Consider the following 21,985-nt stretch of genomic DNA (forward strand, 5'->3'; position numbering starts at 1 on the left):
GTTGATCTCCCGGCATTTTTTTCGAAGGCAAGTTCCATGCCGGTACTCGGACCCCTCGCGGGGTGAAGGGAGGCGCGAAGATGAGCAAGCTGGAGGAAGGACACAAACAGATTGTTGAGATTCTCGGGGAAGGACGGCTCCGGCTGGAGCTCCATCCGGACGAGGGGAGCCTACGGCTGCGCGACGGTGAATCGGGGGAATGGCGTGAGCTGCCTGCTTCCCCGGCGGCAGCAGCGACGGAGGAGACAGCCGATACCGCCGGACGTTGGCAGTGGATCCCCGTCTTCCTGATCATCCTCCTCGCCGCGGCGGGTGCCATGTACTGGATCACCCCGTAGAATCGGTTCACGTGACCCAAGCAGCAGCCCGGTATTCCGGTCGGAACAACGCAAAACAGCAAAAAGCCGGGGAGCTTATCCCCGGCTGAGCTGTTCGATCCATCCCTCTTCCGTCTGTCCCGCGTGAAAGCTGGTGGCGACCGGAATCTTCTCCCGCTGCGGCTTCACAAAGTAACCGTTCTCGAGGTAGTAACCGCGTTCCTTGGCCGCCGCAAGCGACCTGCAGAAGAGCTCAGCCGAACGAATCGCCTCATCTTTGTCTGCAAACGTTTCCAACACATTGCCGAAACCAAGCGGATTCGTTGCCGATTGGATCGCCAGAATGTACTGTTTGTCCGGCGTCTCGCGTACCAGAATTTCGCTTCCGCTGCACTTGATACTATGTTTGACTGTCATGACTTTCACCGCCTTATGGAGATAATGGGGCTTGTCCTGCTTGAGTATTATTACCCGGTGCCCCGGGCGCTGAATCGGCATACGCTTTTATAAATCAGAATTTTCAGATAATTGGTCTTATGCAAAAACGCGCCCCTCTCAGGCGCGTTTATGTTCCCAGTCCTATGCTGTTGTCCCCATTGGGCTCCTGGAAATAAGCCTTGAGCTTATCCAGCGCCCGCTTCTGGATCCGGGAAACGCTCATCTGGGATACACCCAGCTGATTGGCGATCGTCCGCTGCGACTGACCTTCCACATAAGCCAGCTGAAGCACCTTCTGCTCCTCAGGCTTCAGGTGAACAAGCGCCTCCTGAAGGGCAAGACGGTTCTCGACCTGGCTGTAGGCGTCGCTTGGGGAACCGATAACGTCCCCGATCGTCGAGCCGTTATCCTCAGCGGAGAGCGGTGTATCGAGAGACACGTAATGATAATAATCCCGGCCTGCGAGAATCTCGATCGTTTCCTCCACCGACAGATCCATCTCGGCCGCTATCTCGTCGACATTCGGCGACCGCTCAAGCTTCACCGTCAGCATGTCAACCACCTGCTGGATCTGATTGCCCTTCTCCTTGATGCGCCGCGGCACCTGTACATACCAGGACTTATCGCGCAGGTAGTTCTTCATATGACCGATGACGCTCTTCATCATATAGGCTTCGAACTGTACGCCCAGCGACAAATCAAACTGTTTCAGCAGCTTGAGCACGGACATCTGCCCCACTTGGTACAAGTCTTCGAAGAGATCGGGGCGATTGCGTGACATTTTACCGGCTGCCATCTTCACCATCGGTTCATACTGCTGGAGCAGCACCGTAGCGGTGTCGTTGCAGCCGGTTTGCTGGTATTTTACGATGAGCTCTTCAGCGCTCGCATTTGCCAATCGCTCCGAATTGATCTTCATACCATTTCCTCACTCCTGGTTACCCGCTTGGTGAGGACCACTTCGGTTCCGATGCCCGTCATCACTTCCACATCATCCATTAAAGCCTGCATCAGATAAATGCCGAGTCCTCCCACGTTGATTTCATTCAGGGTCTTGTCATGCAGGGATTCGGCCCGCTGTGCCTTGTCTTCGAAGTTGAAGCTCGGTCCAAAGTCCTTGACGACAATGCGCAGACCGCCGGCGATCTGCTCGAACCGCACTTCCATCTGGCCCGGGCTGCCGGGCTCATACGCATGCACAACGGCATTATTGCACGCCTCGGCCACCGCGACTTTCATATCTTCAATCTCTTCATAGGTGAAGCCGAGCTTGGAGCTGATGCCGTACAGCGTCAGCCGCACCAAGTCGATGAACTCCGCCTCTGCAGGAACAGTGAGACTAACTACTTGAGATTCGGGTTTCATACGGTCGCTTCGATCCTTTCCTATCCGTTAATGGTCCGTGCCTGAGCCGCGCTATCGGAATCGTTCGTTTGAAGGAATGCGGTGATTCCCGTCAGATCGAACAACCGCTTGATTTTGGGCGGAATATCTTCAACCGCGAATGGCGCTTTGAGCACATCCCGGGCTTTTAATACCGATACAATCACACCGATCCCGGTGCTGTCAATATACTGAAGCTCCCGCAGATTGAGGACAAGCTTGCGGGTCGTATCCGCAATGAACGTATCCAGTGCGCATCTCAGCTCCGCCACCTTGGACAGATCCAGCTCCCCCTGCAGATATACGGTATTGGCAGCCTCAGTTCTCTGTGTTTCAACGCCAAACGATTGCGACCTATCCATATTCTTCCTCCCCCGGCTGCAGCTTGTCTTCCAACATAGGGAAATCGGCAGCCCTGTTAATCTTCCTTTACTTACCCCAGGACTGCCGCTCTGAAACAGATAGCCGATATTTAATTGTAAAAAAAGGCTTGTCCGCCTGTCTCTTAAGCCTTACTCAGTGTGCTGCTCTTCATCGACTTGCGGTTGCGGAACGAGTTCCACAGATCAATGACGACCGGCACGGCCTGCATGACCTTAACCACCTTGTCTTCTGTAGGAGCTTCCACCTGCTTGACCGTCTCGACCACCTTGCTGCGCACGGTGCCGGCTACGGAAGCCGAGGCCTGCTTCAGCGACGAAGTAATCTCCTCCACCGCATCCCCCACGTTCTTCACCGAATAAACGACGGAGTCGATTGAGTGCAGCTTATTGCGTACATCCACCGTTACCTCATTGGTGTGACGAAGTACTTCGGTCGCTTCGGCGCTGAGCCCGCTCACCTGCTGCTGAATCTCTCTCATAATCCCGTTGGTCTGCCCAAGCAGTGCCGATACGGAGCGAAGCGTCATGATGAGGAAAACGACGAGTGCAACGAAGGCGATGGCGGCGATGGCCACACTGGCCTCAATAATCCAGGAGTTCTCCATGTGTTCCCTTCCTTTCGTGTTCCTTGATTGGTTGGTGTTGGAATCTTTTTACCCCCCGCCTGCCGGCTTGAAACCATGTTGGACCCTGACCGCAGGACGTGTTCATCCCTTGATTCACGGCTTGTCCGAATAGGGTAATAAGTCACATGCTGCACCAGGTTAAGACACCAACATTACTCTATTTCCACTTATATAGGAGGGAACCAACCATGGCTAAAGTACTGGAGAAAGACAAAGAATTGAAGGAAAAAGCATCCGAGAAAGCTTCCTCTGAGAAAGCTTCCAAGGAATCTTCCTCGAAGTCTTCTACTTCCGGACAGGACAGTGAGCTTCTGTCCCTGCTCAACCAGCAGATCGCCAACTGGGCCGTTCTTCATATGAAGATCCACCAGCATCACTGGTATGTGAAGGGCCCGAACTTCTTCCCGCTGCACGTGAAATTCCAGGAGCTGTACGAAGAAGCGTCCCTTACGCTCGATGAGCTGGCTGAACGCCTGCTGTCCGTCGGCGGCCAGCCGGTCTCCACATCCAAGGAGATCGCGCGTGCCGCGACGATCGAAGAGCATGAACCGCTTGAGACCGCGGAAGAGATGGTCCGCTCGCTGCGCGATGATTACAAGCAGCTTATCGACGAGACCGGCGAAGCGATGGAGCTCGCCGAGGAAGAGAAGGACGAAGGCACGCATGATATGCTGCTGGAACTGAAGACGAAGCTCGAGAAGCATGTATGGATGCTGAACGCCCATCTCGGACGTGAAGTCGAGTAAGCCTTCGCTCCCGCAAGGCATGTAATGCCCGAAGCATAGGAGAAAGCCTGGCCGGTTACCGGTCAGGCTTTTTTGGTATGCGCGCTTCTGCGCCCGCTTTTGTTGTTATAACCGGACATCTCTTGGAGAATACTACGCCTGACTACTGAGAAGATTACCCAACCCAGGAGGATGATGAGCGATGAGAACATGGATGTCCCGCTCTGCGGTCACCCTGCTCGTACTGCTGCTGACGGTCACCGGCTGCGGCAAGAATACGGGCAATAACGGTACGGCAGGCACCCGAGAACCGGCTGGCGGTACGGGGACCACAGCCGGTACGGAAGGCGGAACCGGCAATCAGGCCGGCGCCAAGTTCAACATCGGCATGGTAACCGATGTCGGCGGCGTGAATGACAACTCCTTCAACCAGAGCGCTTGGGAAGGTCTGCAGCTGCTTGAGAAAGACACCGGAGCCAAAGTGAAATACCTGCAGAGCAAGAGCGATGCCGAATATCTGCCGAACCTCAACCAGATGGTCAAAGGCAACTTCAACATGACCTGGGGCATCGGCTTCATTATCGGCGATGCGATGAAGACGGTGGCGTCCCAGAATCCGAACGCCAAGCTCGCGATTATCGACAACGTCGTGGATGCGCCGAATGTCGCCTCCATTACCTTCGCGGAGAACGAAGGCTCATTTCTCGTCGGCGTGGTCGCAGGCCTCATGACGAAGACGAACAAGATCGGCTTCGTCGGCGGCATCGACATCCCGGTCATCAAGCGCTTCGAGGCCGGCTTCCGTGCCGGCGTCACCGCCGTGAACCCGCAGGCCAAGCTGACGGTGAACTATACCGGCGCCTTCGACAAGCCGGACCTCGGCAAGGCCGCGGCCGCCACGCTCTATAATGACGGGTCGGACATTATTTTCCATGCTTCGGGCGCAACGGGCAACGGCGTATTCAATGAAGCGAAGGACCGGGTGAAGAGCGGCCAGAAGGTGTGGGTCATCGGGGTGGATCAGGACCAGTCGAAGACCTTCGGGGACGATGTTACGCTGACTTCCATGATGAAGCGGGTCGACCAGGCGGTCTATCGTGTCTCGAACGACTTGATTGCAGGCAAGTACGAAGGGGGCAAAACGACCGTTCTCGGCCTGAAGGACGATGGCGTCGGGCTGCCGGAGACCTCCACGAAGAACGTGCCGGCGGATGTGCTCAAGAAGGTGGACGAGTATAAGCAGCGCATCATCAGCGGCGAGATTAAGGTTCCGGAGCAATGATCCCCGCCTCCGCAGGAGATGGCGGGAGCCTGCCGCCGGCCGCTCCCCTTGTGGAAATGCGCGGGATCACCAAGCGCTTCCCGGGGATCGTAGCCAACGACGGGATCTCGCTTACCCTCGAGCGGGGCGAGATCCTCGCTCTGCTCGGGGAGAACGGGGCGGGCAAGTCGACGCTGATGAATATTCTCTTCGGCCTCTACCAGCCGGACGAAGGCGAGATTCTCGTGAACGGGGAGCCCGTCACGATCACGGGACCGAAGGCGGCGATCCGCCTCGGGCTCGGCATGGTGCACCAGCACTTCAAGCTGGTGCAGCCGTTCACCGTGGCCGAGAATATCGTGCTCGGCATGGAACCGAAGCAGGGGATTCGGATCGACTACCGGCATGCGGAGCGGGAGGTGGCCGCCCTCTCCGACCGGTACGGCCTGCGCGTGGACCCGCGGGCGAAGATCGCGGACATCTCCGTCGGCATGCAGCAGCGGGTGGAGATTCTGAAGACGCTGTACCGCGGGGCGGAGATTCTCATCTTCGATGAGCCGACGGCTGTCCTGACGCCGCAGGAGATCCAGGAGCTCATCGCCATCATGCGCAAGCTCGTCAGCGAGGGCAAGTCGATCATTCTCATCACGCATAAGCTGAAGGAAATCATGGCCATCGCCGACCGGGTCACGGTCATCCGGCGCGGCAGGGTCGTCGGCACGGTGCGCACCGCCGAGACGAACCCCGACGCGCTGGCCGCCCTGATGGTCGGGCGGGAGGTCAGCTTCCGGCTCGACAAGCCTCCTGTCCCGGCGGGCGCGGCATCGAAGGAGCCCGTGCTGCGCGTCGAGGACGTAACCGTCCGCGGACGCGGCGGGACGCCGGTGCTGAACGGCCTCGCCTTCGAGGTCTACGGCGGGGAGATTCTTGGCATCGCCGGTGTCGACGGCAACGGGCAAAGCCAGCTGATCGAAGCCCTGGCGGGACTGCAGTCCGTGGACAGCGGGCGGATCCGGCTCTCGGGCCGCGACATCACGAATCTGCCGCCGCGCGCGGCAGCCGAAGCCGGCATCGGGCATATCCCCGAGGACCGGCATAAGCGGGGCCTCGTGCTCGATTTCTCGATGAGAGAGAACCTCGTGCTCAAATCGTACTACAAGCCCGCTTACAACCACGGCGGCTTCCTGGATTACGGCGCGATGGACAAGCAGGCCGGCCGGCTCATCGGCGAATTCGACGTCCGCACGCCGGGCACGCATACGCCGGCACGCGCCCTCTCCGGCGGCAACCAGCAGAAGGCGATCATCGCGCGGGAGGTCGACCTGGATCCGGAGCTGCTCATCGCAGCCCAGCCGACGCGGGGTCTCGATGTCGGCGCGATCGAGTTCATCCACAAGCGGCTGCTGGAGCAGCGCAGCCGCGGCAAAGCCGTTCTGCTCATCTCCCTGGAGCTCGACGAGATTCTTCAGCTCTCCGACCGGATCGCCGTGATCTACGAAGGCCGCATTGTCGGCGTGGTGGACCCAGCGTCCACCAGCGACCGGGAGCTGGGTCTGATGATGGCCGGCTCCCTGCGGTCCGGGGACACGGATACCGCCGTTCCGGCGGAAGAAGGAGGTGGCCCGCATGGCTAAAGGCTCGCGCATGTCCGCGGATTCGGCGCTGCTGCCGCTGGCGGCCGTCGTGCTGGGCTTGCTCGTAGGCGCCCTGATCATGCTGGCGGGAGGCTATGATCCCCTTGCGGCCTATGCCGCGCTGATCGACAAGGTCATCGGGGACCCGTACAGCATCGGAGAGACGGTCCGGGAGATTACCCCGCTGATCTTCACCGGTCTGTCGGTGGCCTTCGCCTTCCGTACAGGACTGTTCAACATAGGAGGCGAAGGCCAGTTCATCATGGGCATGACCGGCGCCTCCATCGTCGGCATCAAGCTCAGCCTGCCCTTCTGGCTGCATGCGCCGCTGGCCGTGATCGCCGGAGCGCTGCTCGGCGGGCTCTGGGGAGGCATTGCCGGCTATCTCAAGGCCCGTCGCGGAGTCAATGAGGTTATCACGACGATCATGCTGAACTGGATCGCGCTGTACCTTGCGAACTACATCGTTGGGAACTTCCTGCTGCAGCCGGGCCAGCAGCGCTCTTATCTGGTCAAGGAGAGTGCTTCGCTGTCCCTGGCGGCCCTCAGCGAAATGTTCGGCCACGCCCGCCTGCATGCCGGGATCTTCCTGGCCCCGCTGGCCGCAGTCGTGTTCTACGTCCTGCTGTGGAAGACACGTCAGGGCTATGAGCTGCGGGCCGTCGGGCACTCGCCGAGCGCCGCCGAATACGCCGGCATGAACGTCAATGCCGGCATCATCCGGGCGATGTTCATCGGCGGGGTGTTCGCCGGACTCGCCGGCGTCATTGAAGTGCTGGGCGTCTTCCAGTACCAGGTCATTGCCGCCGGATCGCCCGGCTACGGCTTCGACGGCGTAGCCGTCGCGCTGCTCGGCGGCAATCATCCGCTCGGCGTGGTCCTTGCCGCGATCCTGTTCGGCACCCTGACGTACGGCTCGGCCGGGATGAGCTTCGGCGCCGATGTGCCGCCCGAAATTATCCGCATCATTATCGGCTCCGTCATCTTCTTCGTCGCCTCCCCCGCCATCATCCGCGGGGTGCTGCGCTTCGGGAAGAGACGCGGCTCCGGGGAGGTGGCCTGACGGCTATGGATATACTTCGCATCGCCGGCGAGCTGGTCAACACCACGCTCGTCTTCTCGACGGCGCTGATCTTCACTGCGCTCGGCGGCATTCTCTCCGAGCGCTCGGGGGTCGTCAACATCGGCCTGGAGGGCCTCATGGTCTGCGGCGCCTTCGCTTCGGCGGTCGCCGCTTACTACGCCGAGGCGGCCGGCCTGATGGGCGCCGCCCCCTGGCTCGGTCTGGCCGCAGGCCTGCTGTTCGCGATGCTCGTCTCCGTGATCCACGCGGTCGCCTCCATCACCTTCAAGGCCGACCAGGTGGTCAGCGGCGTCGTGATCAACTTCCTGGCGGCCGGCGCGACCGTGTATCTCGTGAAGATTCTGTTCGCCGGCTCCGGCCAGACCGAGACGCTGAACACGGCCTTCCACAAGATGGCCGTTCCGGTCCTGTCCCGGATTCCGCTGCTCGGCACCGCGCTCTTCTACGCGTACCCGACCACTTATCTCGCGCTCGCACTGGCCGCCGCTGTCTGGTACGTGCTCTTCAAGACACCGTTCGGCCTGCGGCTGCGGGCAGTCGGCGAGCATCCGGGCGCCGCGGATACGCTCGGCGTCGGGGTCAGCCCCCTCCGCTATGCGGCGGTCCTGCTCAGCGGCGCCTTCGCCGGGCTCGGCGGCGCTACGATCACGCTGACCACAACCAGCAACTTCTCGCACAACACGATCTCCGGGCAGGGCTTCATCGCCTTGGCCGCCATGATCTTCGGCAAGTGGCATCCCTTCGGCGCCCTGGGGGCCGCCCTCTTCTTCGGCTTCGCCCAGGCGCTGCGCAATTTCGTCCAGCTCTTCGAATTCGCGCGGGGCATTCCGATGGAATTCCTCTACATGCTGCCTTACGTGCTGACGATTCTGGTGCTCGCCGGGGCGGTGGGCCGGGCCTACCCGCCGGCCGCCCTCGGCGATCCGTATGATCCAGGCAAGCGGTAATCGCATCCCTGCGGGGGAGGACACCCTGCAGCTCTTGAAGCCCAAACAAGCCGTGATCGCACCTCTGTCCAAGAGAGATGCGATCACGGCTTGTTTCGAATTCGAACCGCCCGCGGCTGTTGCTGCAGCCCGTGCAGGTGCCCCTTCCGCCTGCGCTTAAGGTCTGCCTGACCGCTTGAATGCCTTTTCTAGCTGAGCCGCTTGAGCAGCCAGATCTCTTCACTGCCTTCCGTCTCGCCCGGCACCACCAGGATTTCATCCACCAGCGCCTGCAGCAGATACAGGCCGATCCGCCCGCTTTCGATCGCGTCGAGCGAATCCACGGTTCCCGGCGGTTCCGCTGCCGGCGACAGGGCATCGCGGAAGGTGACGGAGGCGCCCTGAATCCCGATCCGGACGGCCAGTTCCCCGGTCTGCATGGAGAACACCAGCATGAGCACCGCGTCCTGCCTGTCCCCACGCAGGCCGAGCAGCGCATGATTACAAGCTTCGCTTACCGCCACCTTCAAGTCTTCGATGGCTTCGAAGGAGAACCCCATCCGGACGGCGACTCCGTACAGTGCCATCCGGACCGTCATCAGTCCTTCGGGCTGCAGCGGCAGCCGGAGGATGATCTCTTTGCCCGCCGCATTCTCCACGGCCTTCATTCCCCCGTTCACGTTCATCCCATCACTCCTTCAATCTCCAGGAACCGGGACAACCCCGTCATATCGAACAGCCGCTTGATTTTGGCCGGAACTTCCGCAACGATCAGATTGGACTGTACGCTCTGCCTGCTCTTCAGGATCGAGACGAATATGCCGATTCCCGTGCTGTCGATGTACGCCAGGTCCCTCAGATTGATCTTCAGCGGCTGAGGGCTGAGGGCCAGGGCCTCCGCTGCCGCACGCAGCTGTTCGGCCGTGCCAAGGTCGAGTTCGCCGGCCAAATACAAGATGGATCCCCCGGGGCCCGACTCGGTTCTCACTTCGAATTTTTCACCTGTCATTCTCGTTACCTCTACCTCCAGCTACCCGTTAGTTCTTTCTAGCATAGCAGATTTCGGTGCAAAATACACGGGGAGCTCAGGCCTCTCATGAATATCTTGTATCCGCTTTCTTGGTGTTGATTCAGCCTCATCTCGTCCGGGTAATCTTCCTCAGGAAGGCGCGCCCGAATGACGATCCCTAGATGAAGGAGCGATGAAAGATGGAACCGACCAAGAATGTGGAGATCGAACAAAAACATGTGGAACGCCGTATGGACTCCGGTATGGTAGCGTCGACATTCATCAAGTACGCGGCCTATATCGTGATCTTCTTCGGCTTTCTCTATTTCCTCGTACGCTACGTATTCCCTATGTTCTAAACGGATTGGGGAAAGCTTGGGAAACGGAACGCAGGTGCTGAGGCCCTGCGTTCTTTTTGGCTTGTCCGGAAGAGCGGCCGGCCATTCTCCGCCCCGGCCCTGCCGGCATGCCAAAAACCCGAGCGCTTCCACATCCCCGGGTCGTCACTGCTGCTGGTCCTGCACTGATTACGACTGAAAATCGTGGAAATACTGGACGGAGGTCAGCTTGCCGCTCTCCGGAGAGAGAAACAGCTTCAGCGCAGCCTGACCCCTCTGATAGACCACGCCGTCCTCGGCCTTCCAATCCGGCTCGCCGAGAGCCTGCCTGAGCGCTTCGGCCGACAGCTCCAGCCGCACACCGTCAATATCGATCGTGCCGGAGGCAGCGGGAACCAAGATATATTGAATGAAATTCTGATACAAGCCGACCCGGCAGTCCTCGTAGACGAAGATCTGCTCATCCTTGAACAAAGGGTCTTTCTCCACAGCTAAAGGCTCGCCCTTTATTTCGTAGAGCGTCTTCAGGTCATCGCTCATCGCCAGTCCGTTCACCCTCTGCAGCTTCCACTCGGGCACCTCCGCCATCAATGCGGCCTCTTCCGCCGTCCCGCTCTCCGCCGCTGCCAGCTGCGCCGGCTCGGCAGGCCCATGCTCCGCCGCCGCTACCTGCAGCGCAGGGGCAGAATACGACTCCGCGGGGGGAACCTGCGGGCCGGCCACCCATGCTGTACCGGTCCACCCCAAGGCAGCGGTACTGATCACTAACGCCATGCTCCACCTTTTCATTCTGTCCACTTCCTTTGCGTATTCGGCTTCGAGAGACGCTTGATACCGGGGCCTTGAGGCAAGAGGCCTAACCATTGAATTTCCGCCGCGCGGGAGAGTTAATGATTCAGAATCTGCTGCTCGTCGACAGCGATCACGATCCGTCCCTTGGCCATCTCCGCCTCATAGTATTCCACAGCGGTCTGAGACAATCCGAGAGAAAGCAGCTTCTCCCGCAGGGCTTGTCCCTTGCACTTGTAGAGCGGAGCAACCGTATGGGCCATACTCTCGCCGACGAAGCCGATCCGGCTGGCGTACTTGGGCTTGAAGATTTGGTCCATTCTCACACTCTCATGGGCGAGAATCTGGATCTGATCCACTCCGCGGCCGGCACTCTGAAGATCCCGGACTGCCTCCTTCACTTCTTGTTCGCCCCGGGCTACAACGATGGAATGAAACATCAGGGTTAACGCCTCCTAAGTAAGTCAAATGCTGAGATGTTCTTATTAGCGAACACTTTCCAAGTGAAGCTGCCCCATCGGGAGATAGACCTTCGGTTTTTTGTCGCTCTTCTTCATGACCGTCTCGGCATCGCCTACCACGGCAATGGATGATTTGGACAGGCTGCCTACCGTCGCTCCGTCCGCAATCACAGCCCCTTCCCCGATAATGGCGTTGCGCAGATATACATTGCGTCCGATATGCGCCCCCGGCATGATGATGCATCCGCGCACTACACTGCCATGACCGATATACACGCCCGGCGATATCACAGATCGCTCTACCTGTCCGTAGAGGCTGCAGCTGCCTGCGATCAGGGATTGTCCCAGCCGGGCCGCCGGGTCGACATAAGTATGCCCGCTCCTTGCGGCGGGGGTATACATAGGCCAAGCTTCTTCCCCGCAGCGGAACTTCGGCTGGTCGCCGAGCAGGTCCATGTGCGCTTCCCACAGGCTCTCGATCGTACCGACATCCCGCCAGTACCCCTCGTGTGAATACGTTTGCAGATGCGCACCATTCAGCAGCATATAAGGAATGACGTCCTTGCCGAAGTCATGAGAAGATTCGGGATTACGGGCGTCCATCTCGAGGACACGCCTCAGGTAAGACCATTTGAAGACGTAGATGCCCATCGAAGCCAGATTGCTTCTTGGCTGCTTCGGCTTCTCGGCGAATTCGACCACGCGTCCCTTGTCGTCGGCGCGCATGATGCCGAAGCGGTGAGCGTCTTCCCAGGCGACCGGCGTCACCGCGATGGTCGCGTCGGCTCCGGTCCGTACGTGACGCTCCAGCAGATGCCGGTAATCCATCCGGTAGATATGATCGCCTGAGAGGATCAGCACGTGTTCCGGCTGCTTCTCTTCCAGGTATGCTAGATTTTTGTATACCGCATCAGCGGTTCCCACATATTCTCCGTTCTTCGGCGGGAGCACCGATACGCCCTTATTCTCCGGAGACCAAGAAGCTCCGCTGCCAATATGCTCGTGCAGGGAGGAGGCCTTATATTGTGTTACGACACCTACGGTGTCGATTCCGGAATTTCTGCAGTTGCTGAGACCAAAGTCGATGATCCGGTAAGCTCCGCCGAAGTGTACAGCCGGCTTGGCTTTTGTTTGAGTCAGCACACCCAGCCGGCGTCCTTCACCGCCGGCAAGCAGCATGGCAACACATGCCTCTGAAGTCATAATTTCACCTGCACCTTTCTGCGATTGGACTGTAGTCGTCGCTACCGTTAGATACCTATGATTAACCTGGGCGCCCCCTCCTGAAACACAATTTTCCATTTTTTTCGAACAAGATTTTTCTTTTGGGGGCGTCACCTCATAAAATTTTTTTAATTTGAGAGATGCTGGGATAAATTGTAGAATGAAACCAGATCGTGATACGATTTGTATAATTTTACGTTAAAATTCATCGGTGTAGATACAATATGTATCCAGAACTGCCGAGAATCCCAATGGATGAAAGGAGCCGAAAAAATGTTAAAGAACGCCTGGCGTTTGTGGAGCCTCGTCCTGATGCTCCTGCTGCTTGTCCCCCTGTCCGCTCTGGCCGATGAAGGTGACGTAAGTGTTGTCATTCAAAGCACCGAGCTGACCGGGCCTAACCTGGACGAGCTGAAGATCGTCGCTGCCGCCTATTCCCCGTATGAGCTCAAGGGACTTACCGCGGAAGTGGAGGACAGGAAGACCGATTTGGTATTGTCGTCGGACCATCGGTGGACCGGTACCCTCTCCCTCGAAGGCCTGCCCAAGGGCGATCATATCTTGAAGGTGACAGCCTATACTTATGAAGGCTCAAGCGCCTCCACCGAGCTGACGGTCACGCTGGAAGGGCCTACGGTCCTTCAGATCACGGAGCCTGCAGATGGTACGGTGATCCGGAACGGACGCATCACTTTTAAGGGCAAAGCCATCACTGGAACAGGCTCTGAAAGCTATGTGGCTGTGGGCTATACGATTGACGGTCAATATCACAGCGGTTCCATTTATATCCAGCCCGGCAAAACGGCGTATTTTGACGCAACCCCCTATCAGGGAAAGAAAATTACATTTCACTTCATCAGCAGTGATGGTAAGGCCCCCATTCTCGACAGGGAGGTATATGTCGAAAACAGTCAGCGCCTGACCGAGTCCCTGAAGGTGGACGGGAAGCTGCTGGATTGGAATGCGGAACGCCTGCTCTACAAGGCGGACGGCATCCTTCATATTCAGGATCGGGCCAGCGGCCAAGTGACCTCCCTTCCCAAGCCGGCTTCCGCCACAAGGAACGAAAAGCTGGTCGGCAGCGGAGCGATTTTCGAGGTTATCGCCGGCTACAGGGTCCGGGATCCCTATTACAAACCCGTGTGGTGGAACGGTTCCGAGCTGGTTGAACTTGCTGCGGCCGGCGCCGTTCTGGACGTCAACGGCACCCATACGGCATACTCCGGAGATGGAGGACTTTTCATACTCAATACGGCAACCGGTGAGAAGAAAACAATTCCCCCTGCCTTCCCGGGTTCCTACTACTACTCCGTCCTGCTGAATGAGGACGGAAGCGCCACGATCTCCGGCAGCGGGTTGTTCCGCTATCTTCCCGATGGGAGCATACAGACCCTTGTTGAGAAACAGAGTTTACCATTCCAGGGCCTGCTCGGCTCGGATAACGAGTATGCATTTACGGACGGATGGAAGGTATACCTCTATAACGGTCAGACCGTTTCGGTCATCAAAGAGAACGACAGCATCCCGATGCAGGCCGGCAAGCAGTATCTGTATCAGAACGGCTGGCTTGCCTATATCAAGAAGAGCGCCAGCGGCTCCGCACAGCTCTTCCTCCGCTCTCCGGAAGGGGCTGAGAAGCAGCTGACCTTTCTAAGCTCCGCCCCCGTGCTGCAGGCGCTGGCGGAGGACGGCTCCGTGGCCTATACCTTTAACTACAAAACGTATATCCATTCCGCACAGGCATCCAAGGCGCTGGAGGTCAGCTCCTATCTGGGCAGCACGTTCCACCGCCCTGCGCTCGGCGGCTGGAATCAGAGGCTCGGCAGCGGCGTCTATCAAGTCCTTACCGGACCGGTGGACATCGACAGCACCCCGCCAGCCTGGCCGGCGAACAGCCAACTAACGGTAACGGACGTGACCTATAAGTCCGTCAAGCTGCACTGGCCGGCCGCCTCCGATGCCAAGGGAGTCACAGGATATCAAATCTACCTTGGAGACTTCCTGCTGGACGTTGTCGGCCCGGACACCCACGAATATACAGCCGAAGTTTATCAGGGCCAACAAGTGAAGCTTACTGTCAAAGCCGAAGATGGGGTAGGCAATGCGGGTGAAGCAATCGAGACCAGCGTTACGGTGCCCGAACATGATTATTGGCCGCCTGAGTGGAATAACGGCAATACACTGACCGTTACGGACGTCACCTATACCGGCGCCAAGCTGGCATGGCCTGCAGCTTATGACGACCCGGCCGTGCTCCGCTACGCCGTATACCGGGATGATGCCCGGATCGACGAAGTGCCCGGTAATGTTACCGAGTATGCGGCCACAGGTCTGACCCCCGGCACTTCGTACCGGTTCACCATCGCAGCCGAGGATGAATTCAACCAGAGCCAAAACAATCCGACCGCTGTGGTCACCACACCCGAGCTGACGTACCGCGGAGACACGGAAGCCCCGGTATGGCCCGGAGGCAGCTCCCTCAGCGTGTCACAGGTCACTTACAGCAGCGCCTACCTGTCCTGGACTCTCGCCGAAGACAATGAGGCCGTTACTTCCTATGAGCTGTACAGGGACGGCCAGCTGGTGGGCAGCGTCGGCGCAGACGTGTATGGTTACCTTGCTGAAGGACTGGCTTCCGGCCGAACGTACCTGTTCTCCGTGACGGCCAAGGATGCCGCCGGCCTTGCCAGCACCGGCAACCCGAGCGTCAGCGTCACGACCACCGTCTATGGCCCGGGCGGGGATCCGCTTCCCGGCGCCGTTTCCCTGTCCCTGCAGGCCAAGCCAGGCTTCATTGACAAGGATTCGGTATTCGAGATCTACCTGAGGGCCGACCAGGCCAAGGACCTGTACAGCTTCCTCTCCAAGGTCCACTATGATCCGTCCCGTCTCAAGCTGGCCCAAGTCCTCCTTCACTCCGAATTCGGCAAGGAGAATACGACGGCCGTCCTGTCCGCAGGCACATCTCCTGCAGGTCAGGTCAAGCTGACCGGATCCCTGCTTGGCAGCGTTGCGGGCCGGAGCGACGGAACCCGTCTTGTCATCCTGAAATTCAAAGCCCTGCAGAACGGTCAGACCGGCATTACCCTGCTTCCCGGTGCGCTGGTCGCCGACAGCCAAGGCCGCCTGCAGACCCTGCAGAACGGCAGCCAGCTGACCGTCTACGTGGGCGGTGCCGACTTTGACGGTGACGGGCTTGTGGGGCTCAGCGACCTGGTGCTGATCTCCAGGGCCAGCGGGCTCACTCAGGGCCAGACGGGGTTTGACTCCCGCTTCGACATCAACAATGACGGGAAGATCAGCGCTTCGGACGTGCAGTATATCGCAAGCCGGGTTACTTCCCTGTAAGAGACCTGCCGGCTGATGGGGACACCCCTCAGCCGGCCCACAAAAAAAACACCTCCGCTCGGAGGTGTCCCCTGCCGAGGATGCATCCCCGGCAGTTTTTTTATATTGTGTATGCTTCTCCCCGCTTGGCGCTGCCGAGATCTCGGGATCGCCCCTTCCCGGCTTACGAAATCCCTATGTATTCATGCTCCTCACAGGTACGGACCGCAATGGTGAAGATGAACTCCGCCCCCTGCCGGTCCGATGAGCCCAGTGCAATCGTACCGCCCATGAGGTGAACGAGATTCCGGCAGATCGCAAGCCCGAGTCCCGTGCCCCCATACCGGCGGGTCATGGAAGAGTCGACCTGGGAGAACGGCTGGAAGAGCAGGCTCCGCTTCTCTTCGGGGATGCCGATTCCCGTATCGGCTACCCTCAGCTCGAGCTGCAGGCGCTCTCCCTCCCGCTCCCGCTCGCAGACCGAGACATGCACACCGCCCTGATCCGTGAACTTGACCGCATTGCCGATGAGGTTGATGAGGATTTGCCGCAGCCGCGATTCGTCACCGAGAATACACTCAGGAACGTTCGGGTCGATGTCGTACGTCATCTCGAGCGACTTCGCCCGGGAGTCGGCATGGAACATCTCGATGGTCTCCATGAGACAGATGCGCAGATTCATGGCCTCTTCCTTCAGCTCCATCTTCCCGGATTCGATCTTCGAGAGGTCGAGTATGTCGTTAATGATATAGAGCAGCGCCGCTCCGCTTCGGCGGATTGTCTCCGTATACTCCCTCTGCTCCTCACTCAGGTCCGTCTCCTCCAGGAGATCGGCCATCGCAATGACGCCGTTGAGCGGCGTGCGGATCTCATGGCTCATCACCGCCAGGAACTGCGACTTCGCCATAGCCGCCTGCTCGGCCTGCACCTTCGCCCGCTCGAGCTCGCGCGTCCGCTCATTGAGCAGATCCGTCTGCTGCTGCAGCTTCTTGTGGGCGAGATAGATCGAGACGAAGCCCTCGATTTTGGACTTGAGGATATGGGGCACGAAAGGCTTCACGATATAATCAATCGCACCGACCGAGTAAGCGGTGAACGAATAGTCATCCTGTTCATCAGGGGCCGCGGTGATGAAGATAATGGGGACCGCCTTGGTCCTCTCCCTGGACTTGATCCATTGGGCCGTTTCGAATCCGTCCATTCCCGGCATCTGAACGTCGAGAACGATGACCGCGAACTCATGCTTGAGCAGACAGCGCAGCGCCTCCTCTCCCGAGGAGGCCTTCACGAGATGGTAATTCTGATCCTCAAGCACAGCTTCGAGCGCCAGCAGGTTCTCCGGCTGATCATCCACCAGTAGAATGCGGATCGGTTCCTCCATGATTTCACACCTCATTTATCGTTCATACGGAATATTTTCTCCTGCCCGTTCACCGTTTCGTACTTGGCCGCATGTTTCGTAAACGAGATCGACTCCTTATGCCCCAGCACGAGATATCCCTGCTTGCTGAGACTCTTGTAGAACAGGTCATGCACCTGATTCTGCAAGTAGTTGTCGAAGTAGATCAGCACATTGCGGCACAGGATCAGATGAAACTCATTGAACGAACGGTCCGTCACCAGATTGTGCTGGGCGAATACCACGTTCTCCCTCAGGAAAGGGTGGAACACGGCCGTTCCGCCCGCGGTGCTGTAGTATTTGGAGAAGTCGTCCCTGCCCCCGGAACGGATGTAGTTGTTCGTATAGTCCTGCATCTTCTTCAGGGGATACGATGCTCTCTCCGCCGTCTGAAGCACATCCTCGTTGATGTCCGTCGCATAAATCCGGGCCCGCTCATACAGCCCTTCCTCATGCAGCAGGATCGCCATGGAGTAGACCTCCTCGCCGGTAGAGCACCCCGCATGCCAGATCCGGATCGACGGCAGCTCCCGCAGCTTCGGAATCACCTGCTCCCGGATTGCGGCGAAGAGACTCGGATCACGGAACATCTCGGTCACATGGATCACGAGATCGGACAGAAGACGCTCCATGCAGTCCCGGTCATGCAGCACCCGCTCCTGCAGTCCCGACACCGTATGGAGCTTCTCGGCGTGGATCCGGTGCCATACCCTGCGGCGCAGGGAGGCGTAAGCATAATTGCGAAAATCATATCCATAGAGACGGAAGAGCCCTTCGAGCAGCAGGTTGATCTCGATGCGCTCACGCTCGTCTTCATCCCTGCCGGCACCGCCTGCCTCCGAAGAAACGGCGCCCCGCTTCAGATGGCCCTTCACATCCCGGCTTCCGCTGTAATCCATCTTATTTGCTCAGCCACACGCGCATCAGCGAGAGGAGCTGCTCGGTGTGCACCGGCTTCGTAATGTAATCGGAGGCACCGGCCTGTATGCACTTCTCCCGGTCATCCTTCATCGCTTTGGCGGTCAGCGCGATAATCGGAAGCCGGTCGAACCGTTCGTCGTCACGGATGGAGCGCATTGCTTCATAGCCATCCATCACCGGCATCATGATATCCATGAGCACGAGGTCAAAATCCGGCTCCTTCTCCAGCTGCTCGAGCGCCCCCTTGCCCGTCTCGGCGAAGGCGACCTGCATATCGAGCCCTTCGAGCAGGTTCGATAAGGCAAAAACATTGCGGATATCGTCGTCCACGATGAGCACCTTCCTGCCCGCGAAGACCGCTTCGATGCTGTGAAGCTTCTGCAGCACAGTCTTCTTCTCTTCCGGCAGCTGCTCCTGTACACGGTGCAGGAACAGCGAGGTCTCGTCGAGCAGGCGCTCCGGCGACCGCACATCCTTGATGATGATCGATTCGGCATATTTCTTCAGCCGCAGCTGTTCCTTCTTATCGAGCTCCGTCCCGGTGTACACCATGATCGGCAGGCGGCGGAGCTCGGCATGCCCCTTGATCTCGTCCAGCAGTTCGTACACGGCCATGTCCCTCAGCTGGTAGTCGATGACCATGCAGTCATACGGTGTACTCCGGAGCGCCTTCAGCGCCTCCGCACCGCTCTCTACAGCCGTAATCGACACATCGTCATGCGCGATGAGCTCAATGAGGGCGATCCGCTGGGCTTCGTCCGGTTCGACGATCAAGAGGCTGCGGATGTCCCGCTCCAGGAAAGACTGGATCTGTTCGAACGCCTGATCCAGATGGTCGCGTGTCGACGGCTTGCGCAGCCAGGCGATCGCCCCCATCGAGAGGCCCTGCAGCACTTCATCGTTGACCGAGATCACATGGACGGGAATATGCCGTGTCGCCGCGTCACTCTTGAGCTGGACCATCACGGCCCAGCCGTCGAGCACCGGCAGCTGAATATCCAGCAGAATCGCGTCCGGCCGCAGCGACTTGGCCAGCTGCAGGCCCGAATCGCCCTGAAGCGCCACGACCGCCTTGAAGCCGCGGCTGCGTGCCATGTCGAGCAGAATCGTCGCGAACTGGGCATCGTCCTCGATAATCAGCAGCACCTTGTCGCCGGGCTCGATGTGCTCGCGGTCGTCCGCGAACGAATCGCTTACCGGGACGGAGCCCGGCGGCCGCAGCACCGGTGCCGACAGCGGTGACCGGGCGCCCGGCATGCCCGGAGATCCTGCCAAAGCCGCCCCTCCGGCGGAGGCCATCGCCGCTGCGACCGCATCACGCGCTTCGTGCATGCCGCCGGCAAGAACGCCTTCCCTGCCTGCCTTGACCGGCTGCAGCACCATCGGCAGCAGCAGCGTAAAGCGGCTGCCCCTGCCATCTTCGCTCTCGAGCTCGATCGCCCCGCCGAGCAGGGATGCCAGCTGCCGCGAGATCGACAGGCCGAGACCGGTTCCCCCGTACTTGCGGCTGGTGGTGCCGTCCGCCTGCTGGAAGGCCTCGAAGATGAGCTGCTGCTTCTCTGGCGGAATGCCGATCCCCGTATCCTCGACCGTGAAGGCGAGCATCGGTTCCCGGCTGCCTGCCGGCTGCACCGTCAGCTTGACGCAGCCGCTATCCGTGAATTTGAATGCATTGGCGAGCAGGTTCTTCAGAATCTGCTGCACCCTCAGGCTGTCGCTCTGCAGGCTGACCGGTGTGCCTTCCTTCACCTCGATCTCGAAGGACAGCATCCGGTTGCGGGCTACAGGGAGGAACGAACGATGAAGCGAATCGATCACATCCTGTACAAGCACGGTCTCCGCCCGGATATCCAGCCGGCCGGACTCGACCTTGGCCAGATCCAGCACATCATCGATCAGCCTCAGCAGGTCGCTGCCCGACGAGTGGATCGTCTCGGCATACTCGACTTGTTTGGTCGACAGGTTCTGCTCCTTGTTCTCCTTGAGGAGCTGCGATAGAATCAGCAGCGAATTCAGCGGTGTGCGAAGCTCATGCGACATGTTCGCAAGGAACTCCGTCTTGTATCTCGACGCAACGGCGAGCTCCAGCGCCTGCTTCTCCAGCGAATCGCGGGCGAGCTCGACCTGACGGTTCACCTCTTCGGTCTCGCGCACCTGCTCTTCGAGCTCAGCCGTCTTGCGCTGCAGCGCTTCGTTGCTCTGCTCGAGCTCCTCCTGCTGCCGCTGCAGCAGCTCCTCGGAGGCACGCAGCGCCTTCGCCTGGTCTTCGAGGCGCTCATTGCTCGCACGCAGTTCGTCCTGCTGGGAGAGCAGCTCCTCCGACTGCGTCTGCAGCTCCTCGGTCAACGCCTGATGGATCCGCAGCAGCTCCTCGATCTTGAGACGGCCCTGCAGCGAATTCAGCGCGACCCCTCCCACCTCGGCGGCCTGGTCGATGAACTTCCTCTCGAGCTCGGAATAGGTCTTGAGCGAGACGAGCTCGAAGACGCCGATCACTTCCTCATCATAGAGAACCGGCTGGACCATCACCGTCACCGGCTTCATGTCGCCGAAGGCGAGACGGACCCGGCCCTGTGCTTCGCCGCCTTCGAGAACAACCGGCTGTCCGTCCTTGGCGCACTGGCCGATCAGTCCCTCTCCGACGGCGAAGCTCCGGGCCGCCTCCTCGCCGCCCAGGCCGGCATAGGTACCGGCCAGCTCCAGCCGGCGGTGGAGGCCGTCATCCTTAAGCACATACAAGGCCCCGCACTGCGCTTCCACTGTACGGGCAAGCTGCCCGATGAACAGCTCCCCCATCTTGTCAAGACGCGTCATATCCTGCATAGCATAATACATCTCGCCCACCCGGCTCTGAATCCACAGGTTCTCCTCGTTGATCCGGTGAAGCTCCCGCTCCTTGGCGGCTGTCGCATCCAGATCGTCGGCCAGCTGGTTGAACACCGCCGCGAGCTGGCCGAATTCGTCGTTCGACGTGATCGGAACCCGGTGCGAAGCATCCCCCCAGCGGCCGTCCGCAAAGCCCTGCAGCATCAGGGATAAGGTCCCAAGCCCCCGGGTCATCGATGTGATGATCCAGTACATGATGACGACCGACAGCAGCAGTGCTGCCAGCGTCAGAATGCCGGTGGAGGCCATCGTCTGCCGGTTCTGAGCCATCGCATCGGCGATCGCCGCATCCATCTGCTCTTCCTGATAATCGCTGAACACCACCATGCTTGCAATGAACTGGTCCTGTATATTGACGCCGCTGCTCGTGCGAAGGTTGTTCGCTTCGGCGACTTTTCCGCTCTGATACAAGCTGAGCGCCTGATCCTTATACTCCAGATAGCGCCGGCCGCTGGCGAGCAGACTGCTCACAAGCTCTTTCCCTCTAGGGTTATACTCCAGATTTTCCAGATCCTCCATCGTCTTAACCACATTCGCCGAGCTCGTGCGAATCAGCTCCAAATTCTTCTTGTCGCTCTCCGGCGTAGAAATCAGAAGAATATTGGCAACCCCTTTGGCCAGCTCGTTAGCGTTATTGCGGATGTTCGTGGCCAGTTTCACTTTATTGTAACGGTTCTCGTAGATCTCGCTGAGGCTGCTGTCCGTGTTCGTCAGTCTGCTGATGCCGATGCCTGCGAGCGCGAACAGCAGCAGCAGCAGGACGCCGAATCCCGCAAGCAGCTTTGTTCTCATCTTCATTCGTGCGGTTCCTCTCTCTCCTCCGGTAATGACGCCTCTCGCGACTCAGCTCCTCT

The 21,985-nt window shown here is 59.2% G+C and carries 21 protein-coding genes; 8 read left to right on the forward strand and 13 right to left on the reverse strand.

The genetic code is table 11. The features are described 5' to 3' along the window. Nucleotides 1-80 precede the first annotated feature (80 nt). Entirely contained in the window at nucleotides 81-338 is a 258-nt protein-coding gene (locus ACP26L_RS32640) for a hypothetical protein (protein ID WP_426449765.1), read from the forward strand. Nucleotides 339-413: 75 nt separating this feature from the next. On the opposite strand, the gene ACP26L_RS32645 is transcribed toward ACP26L_RS32640, so the two are convergent. The 5 genes from ACP26L_RS32645 to ACP26L_RS32665 form a co-directional block, all read right to left on the reverse strand. Then, entirely contained in the window at nucleotides 414-734 is a 321-nt protein-coding gene (locus ACP26L_RS32645) for a hypothetical protein (RefSeq protein WP_426449766.1), read from the reverse strand. 148 nt (nucleotides 735-882) lie between these two features. Continuing rightward, nucleotides 883-1,674, reverse strand: a complete 792-nt coding sequence (locus ACP26L_RS32650; RefSeq protein ID WP_426449767.1) for a sigma-70 family RNA polymerase sigma factor — start codon at nucleotides 1,672-1,674, stop codon at nucleotides 883-885. Continuing rightward, the gene (gene rsbW, locus ACP26L_RS32655; RefSeq protein WP_426449768.1) at nucleotides 1,671-2,120 is read right to left on the reverse strand and encodes an anti-sigma B factor RsbW; all 450 of its coding nucleotides are present in this window, start codon (nucleotides 2,118-2,120) and stop codon (nucleotides 1,671-1,673) included. Before rsbW ends, ACP26L_RS32650 begins: the two co-directional genes overlap by 4 nt. A gap of 20 nt (nucleotides 2,121-2,140) precedes the next feature. Continuing rightward, a complete protein-coding gene (locus ACP26L_RS32660) occupies nucleotides 2,141-2,500 on the reverse strand; it encodes an STAS domain-containing protein (protein ID WP_426449769.1) in 360 nt (119 codons plus the stop codon). A gap of 143 nt (nucleotides 2,501-2,643) precedes the next feature. After that, on the reverse strand, nucleotides 2,644-3,126 hold the full coding sequence (locus ACP26L_RS32665; RefSeq protein WP_426449770.1) for a DUF948 domain-containing protein: 483 nt from the start codon (nucleotides 3,124-3,126) through the stop codon (nucleotides 2,644-2,646). 209 nt (nucleotides 3,127-3,335) lie between these two features. On the opposite strand from ACP26L_RS32665, the gene ACP26L_RS32670 reads away from it, so the two are divergent. From ACP26L_RS32670 to ACP26L_RS32690, 5 genes are all read left to right on the forward strand, one after another. Further along, nucleotides 3,336-3,893 (forward strand): Dps family protein, encoded by a 558-nt coding sequence (locus ACP26L_RS32670; RefSeq protein ID WP_426449771.1) that lies wholly within the window; start codon nucleotides 3,336-3,338, stop codon nucleotides 3,891-3,893. A 181-nt stretch (nucleotides 3,894-4,074) separates the two neighbouring features. Continuing rightward, a complete protein-coding gene (locus ACP26L_RS32675; RefSeq protein ID WP_426449772.1) occupies nucleotides 4,075-5,154 on the forward strand; it encodes a BMP family lipoprotein in 1,080 nt (359 codons plus the stop codon). Beyond that, a complete protein-coding gene (locus ACP26L_RS32680) occupies nucleotides 5,151-6,767 on the forward strand; it encodes an ABC transporter ATP-binding protein (RefSeq protein ID WP_426449773.1) in 1,617 nt (538 codons plus the stop codon). The genes ACP26L_RS32675 and ACP26L_RS32680 overlap by 4 nt, the downstream gene beginning before the upstream one ends. Continuing rightward, the gene (locus ACP26L_RS32685; protein ID WP_426449774.1) at nucleotides 6,760-7,830 is read left to right on the forward strand and encodes an ABC transporter permease; all 1,071 of its coding nucleotides are present in this window, start codon (nucleotides 6,760-6,762) and stop codon (nucleotides 7,828-7,830) included. Before ACP26L_RS32680 ends, ACP26L_RS32685 begins: the two co-directional genes overlap by 8 nt. A gap of 5 nt (nucleotides 7,831-7,835) precedes the next feature. After that, nucleotides 7,836-8,798: an ABC transporter permease gene (locus ACP26L_RS32690; RefSeq protein WP_426449775.1), complete on the forward strand. Its 963-nt coding sequence runs from the start codon at nucleotides 7,836-7,838 to the stop codon at nucleotides 8,796-8,798. A gap of 188 nt (nucleotides 8,799-8,986) precedes the next feature. Here the strand turns inward: ACP26L_RS32690 and ACP26L_RS32695 are convergent, their stop codons facing one another. Together ACP26L_RS32695 and ACP26L_RS32700 are read right to left on the reverse strand one after the other, a co-directional pair. After that, nucleotides 8,987-9,463, reverse strand: coding sequence for an ATP-binding protein (locus tag ACP26L_RS32695; protein ID WP_426449776.1), 477 nt, complete (start codon nucleotides 9,461-9,463; stop codon nucleotides 8,987-8,989). After that, nucleotides 9,460-9,786 carry an STAS domain-containing protein gene (locus tag ACP26L_RS32700; protein ID WP_426449777.1) on the reverse strand — a complete coding sequence of 109 codons (327 nt, stop codon included), beginning with the start codon at nucleotides 9,784-9,786 and terminating at the stop codon, nucleotides 9,460-9,462. Before ACP26L_RS32700 ends, ACP26L_RS32695 begins: the two co-directional genes overlap by 4 nt. A gap of 200 nt (nucleotides 9,787-9,986) precedes the next feature. Here ACP26L_RS32700 and ACP26L_RS32705 point away from each other — a divergent pair, with 200 nt between their 5' ends. Further along, entirely contained in the window at nucleotides 9,987-10,145 is a 159-nt protein-coding gene (locus tag ACP26L_RS32705; protein ID WP_014372454.1) for a hypothetical protein, read from the forward strand. Between the two features lie 168 nt (nucleotides 10,146-10,313). Here the strand turns inward: ACP26L_RS32705 and ACP26L_RS32710 are convergent, their stop codons facing one another. The 3 genes from ACP26L_RS32710 to ACP26L_RS32720 form a co-directional block, all read right to left on the reverse strand. Beyond that, nucleotides 10,314-10,913 carry a hypothetical protein gene (locus ACP26L_RS32710; protein ID WP_426449778.1) on the reverse strand — a complete coding sequence of 200 codons (600 nt, stop codon included), beginning with the start codon at nucleotides 10,911-10,913 and terminating at the stop codon, nucleotides 10,314-10,316. A 98-nt stretch (nucleotides 10,914-11,011) separates the two neighbouring features. After that, the gene (locus ACP26L_RS32715; protein WP_426449779.1) at nucleotides 11,012-11,353 is read right to left on the reverse strand and encodes a general stress protein; all 342 of its coding nucleotides are present in this window, start codon (nucleotides 11,351-11,353) and stop codon (nucleotides 11,012-11,014) included. 45 nt (nucleotides 11,354-11,398) lie between these two features. Further along, entirely contained in the window at nucleotides 11,399-12,577 is a 1,179-nt protein-coding gene (locus ACP26L_RS32720) for a glucose-1-phosphate adenylyltransferase (RefSeq protein ID WP_426449780.1), read from the reverse strand. 294 nt (nucleotides 12,578-12,871) lie between these two features. Between ACP26L_RS32720 and ACP26L_RS32725 the strand changes: the two genes are divergently transcribed. Further along, nucleotides 12,872-15,946, forward strand: a complete 3,075-nt coding sequence (locus ACP26L_RS32725) for a fibronectin type III domain-containing protein (RefSeq protein ID WP_426449781.1) — start codon at nucleotides 12,872-12,874, stop codon at nucleotides 15,944-15,946. 163 nt (nucleotides 15,947-16,109) lie between these two features. On the opposite strand, the gene ACP26L_RS32730 is transcribed toward ACP26L_RS32725, so the two are convergent. From ACP26L_RS32730 to ACP26L_RS32740, 3 genes are read right to left on the reverse strand one after another with little or no spacing between them, the layout of a single operon-like run. Continuing rightward, nucleotides 16,110-17,306, reverse strand: a complete 1,197-nt coding sequence (locus tag ACP26L_RS32730; RefSeq protein ID WP_426449782.1) for an ATP-binding protein — start codon at nucleotides 17,304-17,306, stop codon at nucleotides 16,110-16,112. An 11-nt stretch (nucleotides 17,307-17,317) separates the two neighbouring features. Next, nucleotides 17,318-18,223: a CheR family methyltransferase gene (locus tag ACP26L_RS32735; RefSeq protein WP_426449783.1), complete on the reverse strand. Its 906-nt coding sequence runs from the start codon at nucleotides 18,221-18,223 to the stop codon at nucleotides 17,318-17,320. Nucleotide 18,224: 1 nt separating this feature from the next. Beyond that, nucleotides 18,225-21,929 (reverse strand): response regulator, encoded by a 3,705-nt coding sequence (locus tag ACP26L_RS32740; RefSeq protein WP_426449784.1) that lies wholly within the window; start codon nucleotides 21,927-21,929, stop codon nucleotides 18,225-18,227. Nucleotides 21,930-21,985: the final 56 nt, after the last annotated feature.

Source organism: Paenibacillus sp. S-38 (assembly GCF_049942825.1).
Lineage (GTDB): Bacteria > Bacillota > Bacilli > Paenibacillales > NBRC-103111 > Paenibacillus_G.